At 59.6% G+C, this 12,722-nt stretch carries 11 protein-coding genes; 10 read left to right on the plus strand and 1 reads right to left on the minus strand.

The genetic code is table 11. The annotated features are described in order from the left end of the window. The first annotated feature begins 35 nt into the window (after window positions 1–35). Window positions 36–1,094 carry a LacI family DNA-binding transcriptional regulator gene (locus tag R6X40_RS23005; RefSeq protein ID WP_318416379.1) on the plus strand — a complete coding sequence of 353 codons (1,059 nt, stop codon included), beginning with the start codon at window positions 36–38 and terminating at the stop codon, window positions 1,092–1,094. A 477-nt stretch (window positions 1,095–1,571) separates the two neighbouring features. On the opposite strand, the gene R6X40_RS31680 is transcribed toward R6X40_RS23005, so the two are convergent. After that, the gene (locus R6X40_RS31680) at window positions 1,572–1,919 is read right to left on the minus strand and encodes an energy transducer TonB (RefSeq protein ID WP_412178446.1); all 348 of its coding nucleotides are present in this window, start codon (window positions 1,917–1,919) and stop codon (window positions 1,572–1,574) included. A gap of 514 nt (window positions 1,920–2,433) precedes the next feature. On the opposite strand from R6X40_RS31680, the gene R6X40_RS23010 reads away from it, so the two are divergent. From R6X40_RS23010 to R6X40_RS23050, 9 genes are all read left to right on the plus strand, one after another. Further along, window positions 2,434–3,339: a S1C family serine protease gene (locus R6X40_RS23010; protein ID WP_318416381.1), complete on the plus strand. Its 906-nt coding sequence runs from the start codon at window positions 2,434–2,436 to the stop codon at window positions 3,337–3,339. A gap of 248 nt (window positions 3,340–3,587) precedes the next feature. Then, a complete protein-coding gene (locus R6X40_RS23015) occupies window positions 3,588–3,926 on the plus strand; it encodes a hypothetical protein (RefSeq protein WP_318416383.1) in 339 nt (112 codons plus the stop codon). A 787-nt stretch (window positions 3,927–4,713) separates the two neighbouring features. After that, window positions 4,714–5,706, plus strand: coding sequence for an MsnO8 family LLM class oxidoreductase (locus R6X40_RS23020; RefSeq protein ID WP_318416384.1), 993 nt, complete (start codon window positions 4,714–4,716; stop codon window positions 5,704–5,706). A 23-nt stretch (window positions 5,707–5,729) separates the two neighbouring features. Then, complete coding sequence (locus R6X40_RS23025; RefSeq protein ID WP_318416385.1) at window positions 5,730–7,079, plus strand: LLM class flavin-dependent oxidoreductase; 1,350 nt, start codon at window positions 5,730–5,732, stop codon at window positions 7,077–7,079. A gap of 18 nt (window positions 7,080–7,097) precedes the next feature. After that, on the plus strand, window positions 7,098–8,285 hold the full coding sequence (locus R6X40_RS23030) for a M20 aminoacylase family protein (protein WP_318416386.1): 1,188 nt from the start codon (window positions 7,098–7,100) through the stop codon (window positions 8,283–8,285). A 21-nt stretch (window positions 8,286–8,306) separates the two neighbouring features. Next, the gene (locus tag R6X40_RS23035; protein WP_318416388.1) at window positions 8,307–8,861 is read left to right on the plus strand and encodes a GNAT family N-acetyltransferase; all 555 of its coding nucleotides are present in this window, start codon (window positions 8,307–8,309) and stop codon (window positions 8,859–8,861) included. Between the two features lie 36 nt (window positions 8,862–8,897). Next, window positions 8,898–10,679, plus strand: coding sequence for an amino acid ABC transporter permease/ATP-binding protein (locus tag R6X40_RS23040; protein ID WP_318416390.1), 1,782 nt, complete (start codon window positions 8,898–8,900; stop codon window positions 10,677–10,679). 78 nt (window positions 10,680–10,757) lie between these two features. Beyond that, window positions 10,758–11,702, plus strand: a complete 945-nt coding sequence (locus R6X40_RS23045) for an ABC transporter substrate-binding protein (RefSeq protein WP_318416393.1) — start codon at window positions 10,758–10,760, stop codon at window positions 11,700–11,702. Between the two features lie 67 nt (window positions 11,703–11,769). Continuing rightward, window positions 11,770–12,708, plus strand: a complete 939-nt coding sequence (locus R6X40_RS23050; RefSeq protein WP_318416394.1) for an ABC transporter substrate-binding protein — start codon at window positions 11,770–11,772, stop codon at window positions 12,706–12,708. Window positions 12,709–12,722 lie beyond the last annotated feature (14 nt).

Genomic DNA, 12,722 nt, shown 5'->3' on the forward strand with positions numbered 1-12,722 from the left:
AAAATTTTTCTCATCTTGTGGCGACGGAGGCGGACATGGCACTCAAACCGATCGCGGGCAAACGTGGAAAGAAAAGCAAACGGGTACGCCTGGAGGATATCGCTGCGGCCTGCGGCGTGTCGCTGAGCACAGCTTCCCGGGCGATTGCCGGTGAAAAAGGGGTCAGGCCGGAAATCCGCCAGAGGGTGCTCGAAGCGGCGAAGATCGCCAATTATGTGATCCCGACGGCGGTTGCCGGCCAGAAGGTCATTCTGGCTGCATCAAGCGCGGCGATGATCGACTACGTGCGCAACCAGTTCACGCTCTATGTGCTTGAGGGGCTGAAGGAACGGGCGCAGGCGCTTGGGCTTGAGATCGTCACGCGGCCGATCGCCGACCGGAACGAGGAACTGGCAGTGCTGAAGGAGGCGCAGGATGATCCGCAGGTGGCGGGCCTCCTATTTCTGACCGTCGACGACGAGGGCATGCTGGCGGCAACGCGGGGCTTCGACAAGCCGGTCGTGCTGCTCAACAGCGATGATCCGTTCATGCGGCTTTCCAGCGTGACACCCTGCAACCGCTCAAGCGCGCGGTTGGCGGCTGATCATCTGATCGGGCTTGGCCATGAGCGCATCCTGTTCCTGATGCGGCCGGGACGGCGCACCATCGAGCGGCGTTACGAGGGCTGGAAGGATGCACTGCTGCATCACGGACTTGCCGCAGATGCGGATCTGGTTGTCCCCGTCGATGACTGGCTGCCGGAACTGGCGGCGCAGGCCATTGCCTCACGGATCGAAGAGCGCGGGCTCGATTTCAGCGCCGTTCTGGCCGCCGGTGACAGCCTCGCCGTTGGCGCGATGATGGGCGTCCAACAGCGGGGTTATTCGGTGCCGGGCGATGTGTCCGTCATGGGCATGGACGATCTGCCGCAGGCGTCCTTCCTCAACCCGCCGCTGACGACGATGCATATCCCGATGCGCGAAATCGGCTCGGTCGCGCTCGACCTCCTGCGCGACAGCCTGTCTGGCCTCCCCTTGCCGCCACGCCGCGTCGAACTCGCCTGCCATCTTGTCGAGCGCGCATCGACAGCGCGGCGCCGATCTATGCCTGAATAGCACGTCTTGCAGGTTGCTCCAAAGATTTGAGTTAAGTGCGATTCCTTCAAGGCTTGGTGCCCCAACCGTCGCACCTGCTCGTTGAGCGCTAGCAACAGAGGTGGTGGCGTTGATGCACGGATCCGAAGCCTCGCGGATGTCGATCTTTGATGACGTGGGCGATGCTACCTTTTGGCGAGCGGCGGACGGAATTCAGACGTGTGCAGCCAAGCACGCGGTGGAGGATGGCGCAGCCGATGACAACGTCCGTCTATCGAACGTGAAACGTCCGATGGTGGTCTCGCCAGGGTATGACAGAATATAGCGCTGCAAACGTAAACGGCGGCGTGTTCAAAATGCTGACCACATCGACGATGATGTCGAAATTCGCGTCGATTAGCGGCCGGACGATCTCAAACATCAGCGGGACCTTTCGTCGAGAACCCGGTTTCGGCATGAAGATACTGGCTGTCTGCAGGTATGATCGGTGGAGCGGGGTCATTGCTGGACGGCATCGCCACAATAGGAACGGGAAGCACGATCTCGACCGTGGATTCTATCATGTCCGGGGGGAACGGAAGGGAGGTGTCCCGCCTTTTCGATCATATCCAAGCCTGTCTGATCCGCATCCTTGTGCCCGGACGATTTTTCCAAAGTGATACGGTCGATGAAACCGTCCCGCAACACCGTCCCGCGCAAGCGACCCGATTGATCCTTGTTGAAATTGTCCGAGTTGGACAGAGGCGGCAGGTTCCTGCTTAATTGGTCTTGAACGGCCTCGATCCATTGCTCCTTTGATACGGGCGATCGTGCCCAGGCAGGTGTGCCCGCAAGCCAGCGGTCCATGCAATTGCAAGCGATATGTGCCACCCAAACATGCCCTTAATGATCTTCTTCACACCTGAATTGACCATCGCGTACCCCTACTGATTTGCATAGGCCGGTGACTGCTCCAGTGTTTAACACGGACGCCGCCGAAAATAACGCTGCAGCTTGAATGATCTGAAGTCGGGACGATTACACTGGCAGCCAAGATGCCGTCCAGCTTGGAGTTCGCAACATCCGGCAGCGCGCAATCCACCGCAGCGCGGCCTTTACGCCATTGGCTGAGCGAGGACATTCCGGATTGCAGCCCGAAACCAACGAGCTGTTGTTGAAAGCGAGCGATGCCGGCTATTTTGCCTCTGGCCTAAAGCGGCCTTTAACGGGTTGTGGAGTGGTGCCTGCGCGTCGTGCCGCTTTGCCTATGGCACAATCGTCATTGTTTCTTCGGAAAAGGGCGTTAAATGCAGCGGTCTTGCGGTGGCCCGGTGGCATACATACCTAGGGAATATCCGAACGTCTCTTTGTGAGTAAGAACATGGACAAGTCCGCAATTTCGCGCTCGATCGTCGCCGTCCGCACGTCCATCCCCAACGATGCATTTACCGCCCATGCGCTTGGTACCGTGCGGGAAGGCAGTGGCGTCGTCATCCGCAGTGACGGGCTCGTCCTGACGATTGGCTACTTGATTACGGAGGCGGAAGAGGTCTGGTTGACGACGTTTGATGGGAGGATCGTGCCCGGCCATGCGCTGGCCTATGACCAGGAGAGCGGGTTCGGTCTTATCCATGCGCTCGGGACGCTAGACTGCCCGTCCCTGGTTCTGGGAGACGCGTCCAGAGCGAAAATCGGCGACCCGGTTTTCTTCGCAGATGGTCTTGGCCAAACGACCGAAGCCAAGATCGTGGCCAAACAGGAGTTCGCGGGATACTGGGAGTATCTCCTTGACGAGGCGATTTTCACGGCACCCGCGCATCCGTTATGGGGTGGCGCGGCACTCGTGGACCAGGACGGTGCACTTTTGGGAATTGGTTCTCTCAAGCTGGAGATGAGCCGGGGCGCAACCCGGTCCGATATCAACATGGTCGTTCCCATCAACCTGCTTCGGCCGATACTCGATGATCTCTTGACCCGCGGCAGGGTCGACAAGCCTGCTCGCCCTTGGCTGGGAGCGATCACCGCAGAGAGCAACGGCGATGTCGTCGTCGTCAGCGTGGCCCCTGATGGCCCTGCGGCCAACGCCGGCTTGAAAGGCGGCGATGTCATTTCCGAGGTCCGCAACGAAGAGGTCGGCGGCCTGGCCGACTTCTACCGGCAGGTCTGGAGCAGCGGCGACGCAGGTGCGGAGATCCCCGTCAGGGTCCTTCGCGACGGCCGGGAAACCTGGCTGAGGGTCAAGTCCGCCGATCGGGAGAGTTTCCTCAAGCGCCCGCACCTCCAGTAGCTCGGATCGGCAGACGTCCGGCTGAGCGCCAACGGCGGTATCCGTAATCGTGTTTCGAAAGCGATCTACCGCCCTCCTTCGACTGCCTGGTAGGTTTTCGGGCGCGAATTGAACGGTCTTGACAATGGTCGCGAGCGGATTGGCCGTCCCTGCACCCTGGAAAATGTGGAACCCTACGCCGGCGTGCGCGTTGATGGTTGCGCAACAGCCTCGCACGACATCTGACGGCTGCAGAAGAGGTAATCACTATGAATTCCAAGCAGTTTTTGATCGCAGCGATACTGTCGCTTTCTGTCACGCCTTCCGCACTTGCTCAGACACCAGAGGATCCAGCCGTCAGCGCCTGCAGGTCTACCGGCCTTGTGGCGCTTCAAGACCAATCGGCAGAGATAACGGGACTGGAGTTTGACGCCGAAAGCCTTGCCATCAGTGCAGCCGACACCAAGGTCGAGGACGTTGCGGTCAAGACCGTCATCCTGGGAGAGGCCTATATCGAACGAAAGGGTGTGGCCGGGAAGGCGGATCGTTTCGTTTGCCTTGTCGGCGAGAAGGGAAAAGTGCTTCTGACTTTCTTCACCGCGAAATAGACTGAAAACTCGCCTTAAGCCAGGCCACGTAAAGTCTGGTCACGGTCCTTCCTGCGACACACGGTCGTGCGTTGGCGTGGGGAACCGCAAGCCTCCCCACGCCATGGTTGGCGAGCGGTTGGGAGAGGGCTTCCCCCCAAGAATTAATCAGAATAGTTGTCATTTTTTCTGCACTAACATGAAGATCCCGAAAGGGCGACGGACGCTGGCATTGCTGTAAGCGCTATCAGGAGAACAAGCTTGGCTGGTTTCATGCTGTTTCTGCGGGGTGCAGTTGGGGACGACGTGGGCTTTTCTGCCGGCAGGCCGCGCAATATCGATCTGTTTCGAGATGTGCAGAGTTCTTTTGGACCGAAGGCACGGACGTGGCTGTTGAATTCCACTTGGAACTGAACCGGCTTGGTTAAATCTGCTGTTTCAAACCATCGCACAGCCCAACGGCAGATCTGTTCCTTCACTCTGGAATGGCTGCTTGGTAGCGGTCGAAATACGCAAGGATCATTGCTGCCTACCTATAGCGCCGGACTTGCGCGCGAAAGGAAGACAGCGATACAGGTGACGTCTTCCATCCTTAGTTGTGTGTAACGGAGATAAACAATCTATGGACTGGGCGTCAGGAACGGATTCATTGCGTCATTGGCTTTGAATTGGCGCCGTTACATTGCCAGCTCCGTGAGGTGAGTTTTTCCGTTTGGTGGCTTTAAAAGGAACAACGTTTCTTATAATCCATTATGTCTACTGATTTTATAGGCAATGTTCTGCAACCTTGCAAATGGATCGGTGGCTTATGGCCTATCTCCTCAGTCTTCTCGACAAAAGCCCTATCGACGAGGGTACCGCCGCCACAGATGCCCTGCGCGCAACGGTGAGGCTCGCTCAAAAAGCGGAAGAGCTTGGTTATCATCGTTTCTGGGTGGCCGAGCATCACAGCATGGCCAATCTTGCGAGTTCGGCGCCGGAGACGTTGATTGCGTATCTTTTGGCAAAGACGGCGAGAATCCGTGTTGGTTCGGGCGGCGTCATGCTTCAGCACTACAGCGCCTATAAGGTTGCCGAGAGTTTCAACCTTCTGGCGTCGCTGGCGCCCAACCGTGTCGATCTCGGTGTCGGCAAGGCGCCGGGCGGCTTTCCGCTCTCGACCCGCGCTCTTCAGGTGGGAGGCGGTACAGCCGGAAAGCCGGACTTTGCCCAGCAATTGTCCGACATCAATACCTATCTTGCTGCTGATCCCGCCTCCGAAGGCCCCCATGCAACACCGTTTCCCCCCGCGCCGCCGGAGCGCTTCCTGCTTGGCGCCAGTGTTGACAGCGCAGAGCTTGCCGCAGCCAAGGGCTGGCGGCTTGTCTTTGCCGGGCAGCTGAACGGTGACCCGGAAAACCTGGCCAAGACCTTTGACGCCTATGCGCGGGCAAGTGGGGGCAAGACCCCGATCCTCGCGCTTGCGGCCTATGCCGCCGAAGACGCTGCCGTCGCGCGCAAAGCTGTTGGCGATCTGCGGATCGTCAAGGTTTTCCTCGCCGACGGCCGAAGCGTCAATGTCGGCACCGAGGAGCAGGCCGCCGAATACGCGCGACAGGCCGGCGTCAGTATCAACCGTCTCGAAACCAAGGCGCCGAGCGTGCTGCACGGCACCGCCGCCGAGGTCCGCGGTCAACTCGACGAGCTGCACAGCCGCTACGGTATCGCCGAATTCATCATCGAAACGCCGCCTCTTGCTGCTGCTGAGCGCTTTGCCTCCATCGAACGCCTCGCCAAGGAACGGCTGTCGCTCGCCGCCTGATATCGACAAAAAGGATTTCTCCGATGGGTCAGAAACACATTCCGTTCGGCATCATGCTGCAAGGCCCCGGTGGCCATATGAACGCCTGGAAACATCCGAGCGGACCTGCCGACGCCAGCGTCAATTTCGAGTTCTTCGTCAACACGGCCCGCCGGGCCGAGGCGGCAGGCATCGCTTTTGCCTTCGTTGCCGATGGCCTCTACATCAACGCGCAGTCGATCCCGCACTTCCTCAATCGGTTCGAACCGATCTCCATCCTCTCAGCTTTGGCGGCGTCGACCTCGAAGATCGGCCTCGTCGGCACCGTCTCCACCTCCTACAGCGATCCGTTCACCGTTGCCCGCCAGTTTGCCACGATCGATCAGATCAGCGGCGGCAGGGCAGGCTGGAATGCGGTGACGACGCCACTCGAAGGATCGGGCCGAAACTACAGCCGCGAGCATCCGGAACACGAGCTGCGCTACGAGATCGCCGATGAATATCTCGAGGTGATCAAGGGGCTGTGGGATTCCTGGGATGACGACGCCTTTCTCCGCAACCGGGAAACGGGCGTCTATGCCGACAAGACGAAGTTGCATACGCTCAGTCACAAGGGGCGCTTCTTCCGTGTCGAAGGTCCACTGAACATAAGCCGTTCGAAACAGGGCCAGCCTGTCGTCTTCCAAGCGGGGGCGTCTGATTCCGGTATCAGGCTCGCTGGCAAGCATGCCGACGCGGTTTTTACCAATGGTGGACCGATCAATGACGCGAAGGTCTTCTACAAGCAGGTCAAGCAAAGCGCGATTGCGCAAGGCCGCCGCGCTGCTGAAATCGGTATCTATCCCGGCATCGGACCGGTGGTCGGCGCGACAGCCGAAGAGGCGGAACTGAAGTATCAGGCGATCCGCAATCTCGTCACCATCGAAGAAGCGCTGCTCTATCTCGGCCGCTTCTTCGATCATCACGATTTCAGCGTCTATCCGCTGGATGAAGCCTTTCCGGATATCGGCGATATCGGCAAGAACAGTTTTCGCGCCACGACCGACCGGATCAAAAAGACCGCGCGCGAAAAGAACCTCACCCTGCGCGAAATCGCCCTTGATGCCGCAACACCGCGGACGGCGTTCATCGGTACGGCGGACCATATCGCCAGCGAGATCATTCGCTGGGTGGAGGAGGGGGCTGCAGACGGTTTCATTCTCGGTTTCCCGGTGATTGCCGAAGGACTCGACGATTTCGCCACCCATGTCCTGCCGATCCTGGAACAGCGCGGCTTCTTCAATCCTGTCCTTGAGGGGGAAACGCTGCGTGATCACCTCGGTCTCCCCTTCCGCGAGAGCCGGTACACGGCCCAGGCCGAAGACGTCGAGCGCGGAAAGGCGGCCGGCGCCTGAGGGCTCCGGGAAAAGGCCATGAACATTATCGCACAGCCACGACGCCTGAATGATCCCGTAGAGCGCGGCATCGCCGCCTATCTCGACGAGATCGTCGCCCTTCGCCACGATCTGCATCAATATCCGGAGCTTGCCTTTCAGGAACGCCGCACCAGCAAGCTGATCGCCTTCCATCTTTCTTCCTGGGGTTATGACGTGACCACCGGTGTCGCCGGAACAGGTGTTGTCGCCACGCTGAAGCGCGGAGCTGGCGAGCGCCGGATCGGTATTCGTGCCGATATGGATGCGCTGCCGATCGAGGAGGCAACCGGGCTTGCCTATGCCAGCAACAATCCAGATGTCATGCATGCCTGTGGCCATGATGGCCATACCTCCATCCTCTTGGCGGCCGCCCGCTATCTCGCTGAAAGCTCGGCCTTCAATGGCACGCTCCATCTGATCTTCCAGCCCGCAGAGGAAATCGGCGCGGGTGCCCGCAAGATGATTTCGGAAGGTCTGTTCGAGCGCTTTCCGGTCGATGCGATCTTCGGGCTGCACAATTGGCCGGGTGTACCCTTGGGCCAGTTCGGGTTTGTCTCCGGCGCGGCAATGGCCTCCGTCGACCAGGCGAAGATCCGGATCGTCGGCAAGGGCGGCCATGGGGCTGAACCGCACCGCGCCGTCGATCCGGTTCTTGTCTCCGCGTCCTTCATCACCGCGCTGCAGAGCGTGGTCTCGCGCAATGTCGATCCACAAGAGATGGCGGTGGCGACGGTCGGATCGATCCACGCGGGCTCGGCCTCCAACGTCATTCCGGAAAGCGTCGAGCTGAAGCTGACCATGCGTGCCTTCACGGAAACTGTTCGCCAACAGCTGCAGGAACGTATTCCCGCTTTGGCGCGGGCGCAGGCCGAAAGTTTCGGCGCCGCGGCTGAAGTGGACTACCGGCTGGGGTTCCCGGCGCTGATCAACCACCGCCAAGAGACAGATTTCGCGCAAAGCGTCGCGCTCGACACTTTTGGCGCGGCAAGGGTCGAGGAGGGGTTCAAGCCGCGCACGGCGAGCGAGGATTTTGCCTTCATGCTGCAGGAAAAGCCTGGCAGCTATCTGTTCGTCGGCAATGGCGACACCGCCCCCCTGCACAGCGCCCATTACGATTTCAACGACGCGATCATTGCGCCCGCCGCCCGCTACTGGGTGCGGTTGGCGGAAACTTTTCTCGATTAGACATCAATAGGATTGGCGAAAATGAGCGATACGTTTGTCTACACCACGTCCCTCGATCCCCGCGCAAAACCGCTGATCGACGAACTCACTTACGAATATGACAGCCGCTACGGATCCTATTTCAGTGCAGCGGGCGCGGCCGAAGAAATGAACCGTTACCCGGCCGAAGCCTTCGCGCCGCCGCATGGCAATTTCCTGCTTTTACAGCGCAATGGCGAAACGATCGGCGGCGGCGCCTTCAAGATCTATGACGAGCGCACCGCCGAGTTCAAACGAATCTGGACGCGGTCCGACCTGCGCCGCCAAGGGCTCGCCGTCAAAGTTCTGCTTGAGCTTGAGGTGCAGGCGGCCCGGCAGGGTTACTCCCGGATCTACCTGACAACCGGGTTTCGCCAGCCAGAGGCCGTCGGGCTTTATCTGAAATACGGCTACACCGCGCTTTTCGATATCGCCGTTGACCCCGAGATCTACAAATCACTGCCCTTTGAAAAAGAGATCGGTCACCTCGCGACTGTGGGCCTGCCTGCAGGCGTGTCTGCAGAACAGCCATTCCAGCACGCAGCCGGACAGCGCTGAGCGATCAGAAACTTCATCCTTTACCAGGGGGCACACATGGCGCTCACGACAGATTTTGCAGGCATCGAGCCAAGCCGCAGAGCGGCCGAGCACACCCAGGACTATTCGCGCTACCGGATCATCCCGGCGCGCCATCCCGGCCGCCTGGCCGGTACAGTGTTCGCGGGCCTCGTCATTGCCGCAATGCTCTATTCGACCTTTACCAATCCGCGCTGGGGCTGGAATGTCTTTGCCGAGTGGTTCTTTGCCGAACCGGTTCTGGCTGGTCTCGGCAGGACGCTGCTGCTCACAGCGCTGGCCACCGTGTCAGGATCGGTGTTGGGTACGGCGCTCGCGCTCGCGCGTGTCTCGAAATCGCCGCTCCTGTCCGGCCTCTCATGGGGCTATGTCTGGCTGTTGCGTTCCATCCCTCTGATTGTGTTGCTGCTGGTTCTTAACAATCTCGGCTATCTCTACGAGACGATCCGTATCGCCGTGCCATTCACCGGTGTGGTGCTCGTCGATTATCCGACAGTGCAGCTACTGACGCCGTTTGCCGCCGCGTTCCTCGGTCTGACGCTGAACCAGTCGGCCTTCTTCTCCGAAATCGTCCGTGGTGGCATCCTGTCTGTCGATCAGGGACAGCTTGAGGCGGCCGCCGCGCTAGGCCTGCCGCGCCACCGCCAAGTGTTCCGTATTGTGTTACCGCAGGCCATGCGCTCGATCCTGCCGACCGGCTTCAACGAGATCATCGGTCTGGCGAAGAGCACGTCGATGGTCTACGTGCTTGCCCTGCCGGAGCTGTTCTACACGGTCCAGGTCATCTATCGCCGCAACCTTGAAGTCATCCCGCTGCTGATGGTGGCGACAGCCTGGTATCTGGTGATCATGACGGTTCTGTCGATCGCCCAGTATTATATCGAGCGGTATTTTTCGAGGGGCGCGGTACGCAATCCGGTGCCTCTGCCTTTCCAGTCCTTCTTCAACCGCCTTCGTAAACCGCGACCACAACAGACGGCTGAGATAAGCAGCCAGGCTGTGCGCAAGTCCGGCTTTCGGGATGCCCCCCTAGTGCGAGCTGGTGCTCCCGTGCGCATCCACGGCATTTCCAAAAGTTTTGGTGCGCTGAAAGTGCTGGACGCGATCGATCTGACCCTTCCGGCAGGCAGCGTCACGGCTATTCTTGGACCGTCCGGTTCCGGCAAATCGACCCTGCTCCGCGCCGTCAATCATCTCGAGCGTGTCGATAGCGGATTCATCTCCGTCGATGGTGATCTCGTCGGCTACCGGCAGAATGGCGAGACGCTCTACGAACTCAAGGAAAAGGACATCCTGAAACGCCGCGCCGATATCGGCATGGTTTTCCAGAATTTCAATCTCTTCCCGCATCTCACAGTACTGGAAAATTTGATTGAAGCGCCGATGCAGGTCCGGGGGACGGATCGCGCTGCGGCCGTCGAGCTGGCGCGGGAACTTCTTTCCCGCGTCGGCTTGACGGACAAGATCGACGCCTACCCCCGCCAGCTCTCAGGCGGCCAGCAGCAGCGCGTCGCTATTGCCCGGGCCTTGGCGCTGAAGCCGAAGGTGCTCTTGTTTGACGAGCCGACATCGGCGCTGGACCCGGAACTGGTGGGTGAAGTGCTGGATGTGATCAAGGAGCTGGCGCGCACCGGCACGACACTGGTCATCGTCACCCATGAAGTCGGGTTTGCCCGCGAAGTGGCCGACACGGTGGTGTTCATGGAAGGCGGCCAGATTCTGGAGGTCGGTCCGCCCGCGCGCATCTTCAGCCAGCCGAACCACCCGCGCACCCGCGAATTCCTCGCAAAAGTTCTCTAGCAAATTCCCTGCCGCCTGAGCGGACGGGATGAGACTGATATCAACTGCAACCTTAAGATGAAAATGGAGATGGACCACATGACATTCTTGCACCGTGCTAAACTTCTGATGGCAGGCGCCGTTACGATCGCGGCCCTTGGGTTGGGCTGCGCGCATGCGGCCGAGAAATTTGACTTGAGCCCGGATATTTCCAAGCGGGTTCGTGCCGAAAAGGATGATGCGGCGGTCAAGGCGATCTCCAGCGACTTTAAATTCGTGACGCCGGGCAAGTTCACCGTTGCGATCAACGCCTGGGATCCGCCGATCGCGACCTATGCTTCGGATGCAAAAACGCTCGTTGGCGCTGATCCCGATCTCGCATCTCTTCTGGCGGATTCGCTTGGTCTGGAGCTTGAACTTGTGTCCGTCGCCTGGGCAGATTGGCCACTCGGTGTTGCATCCGGCAAATATGACGCCGTGATCAGCAATGTCACCGTCACCGAAGAGCGCAAGGAGAAATTCGATTTCTCCACTTACCGCAAGGATGTGCTGGGCTTCTACGTCAAGGCCGATAGTAAGATCACCGAGATCAAGCAACCGAAAGACGTCGCCGGGCTGAAGGTCATCACCGGCGCCGGCACCAACCAGGAGAAGATCATTCTCGAGTGGGACCGGCAGAACGTTGCCGCCGGTTTGGCGCCGATCGAGGTGCAATATTATGACGACCGTGCTGCCGTCGATCTGGCGATCCAGTCGGGCCGCGCCGACATCGAGTTCAATCCGAACGCAACGCAGGCCTATAGCGCTTCGATCAAGAACCAGACCAAGCTCGTCGGCATCGTCAGCGGCGGCTGGCCGTTGGCCGCAGATATCGCGGTCACGACCCGTAAGGGCGGTGGCCTTGCCGATGCGGTAACGGTCGCGATCAACGATCTGATCAAGAGCGGAAAATATGGCGAGGTGCTGAAGCACTGGAGCCTCGAAGCCGAAGGCGTCGACCAGTCCTTTACCAACCCGGCCGGCTTGCCGAAGAGCGGTTCCTGACCCGGTACGAGGCGGCCTGGCGCTGTTTCATCGCGCCGGGCCGGATATTCCCATGGAGACAATAACAATGACCAATAGACCTGCTTTCCGGAACTTCCTTTTGACCGTGCTTGCCTCGACGCTGACCTTTTTCGGGACCGCCCAAGCGGACGAGGTGTTCGACCTCAGCCCCGAACAACCGGCCCGTATCCGGGCAGAGAAGAATGACGCCGCCATCTCTGCGATCTCGAAGGATTTCACATTCGTTTCCCCCGGAAAGTTCACGGTCGCGGTCAGTCCAGGCGGACCGCCGCTCGCCACCTATGCGATTGATGCAAAGACTGTGGTTGGAGCCGACCCGGATTATGCGTCCGCCATTGCCGATAGTCTCGGGCTTGAACTGGAGCTTGTACCGGTCGCCTGGATCGACTGGCCGCTTGGCCTGGTATCCGGCAAATACGATGCTGTTATCTCCAATGTCGGCGTCACCGAGCAGCGCAAGGAAAAGTTCGACTTCTCCACCTACCGCCAAGGGCTGCACGGTTTCTTCGTCAAGTCGGACAGCCCAATCAGCGCGATCAAGGAGCCGAAGGATGCCGCGGGACTACGCATCATCGTCGGTGCCGGCACCAACCAGGAGCGCATTCTGCTCAGATGGAATGACGAAAACGTCGTGGCCGGGCTGAAACCGCTGGAACTGCAATATTACGACGACGAGGCGGCGAGCCTCTTGGCTGTCTCTTCGGGCAGGGCCGAAGTCATCGTCCAGCCGCATGCACAACTCGTCTACATCGCCGCGCGCGATCACAACATCAAACGCGTCGGCACCTTGAGCGCCGGCTGGCCTGATCGCTCCGACGTGGCCATCACGACGAAAAAGGGAAGTGGACTGGCGGACGCTTTGACCGTCGCCACCAACGGGCTGATCGAGGAGGGCGTCTACGCCAAAATTCTCGATCATTGGCAACTTGCCGAGGAAGCTCTGCCAAAATCAGAAACCAATCCGCCCGGCCTTCCTAAATCCTGAAAGCCTACCTAAAT

This window comes from Rhizobium sp. PL01, assembly GCF_033447125.1.
In the GTDB taxonomy this organism is placed as follows: domain Bacteria; phylum Pseudomonadota; class Alphaproteobacteria; order Rhizobiales; family Rhizobiaceae; genus Pararhizobium.

Excerpts from the sequence above, each read along its gene's own strand:
- R6X40_RS23040 (WP_318416390.1), top strand. The coding sequence starts at position 8,898 with ATGGCGCTCACGACAGATTTTGCAGGCATCGAGCCAAGCCGCAGAGCG.
- R6X40_RS23005 (WP_318416379.1), top strand. The coding sequence starts at position 36 with ATGGCACTCAAACCGATCGCGGGCAAACGTGGAAAGAAAAGCAAACGG.
- R6X40_RS23020 (WP_318416384.1), top strand. The coding sequence starts at position 4,714 with ATGGCCTATCTCCTCAGTCTTCTCGACAAAAGCCCTATCGACGAGGGT.
- R6X40_RS23015 (WP_318416383.1), top strand. The coding sequence starts at position 3,588 with ATGAATTCCAAGCAGTTTTTGATCGCAGCGATACTGTCGCTTTCTGTC.
- R6X40_RS23035 (WP_318416388.1), top strand. The coding sequence starts at position 8,307 with ATGAGCGATACGTTTGTCTACACCACGTCCCTCGATCCCCGCGCAAAA.
- R6X40_RS23030 (WP_318416386.1), top strand. The coding sequence starts at position 7,098 with ATGAACATTATCGCACAGCCACGACGCCTGAATGATCCCGTAGAGCGC.
- R6X40_RS23045 (WP_318416393.1), top strand. The coding sequence starts at position 10,758 with ATGACATTCTTGCACCGTGCTAAACTTCTGATGGCAGGCGCCGTTACG.
- R6X40_RS23050 (WP_318416394.1), top strand. The coding sequence starts at position 11,770 with ATGACCAATAGACCTGCTTTCCGGAACTTCCTTTTGACCGTGCTTGCC.
- R6X40_RS23025 (WP_318416385.1), top strand. The coding sequence starts at position 5,730 with ATGGGTCAGAAACACATTCCGTTCGGCATCATGCTGCAAGGCCCCGGT.
- R6X40_RS31680 (WP_412178446.1), bottom strand. The coding sequence starts at position 1,919 with ATGGACCGCTGGCTTGCGGGCACACCTGCCTGGGCACGATCGCCCGTA.
- R6X40_RS23010 (WP_318416381.1), top strand. The coding sequence starts at position 2,434 with ATGGACAAGTCCGCAATTTCGCGCTCGATCGTCGCCGTCCGCACGTCC.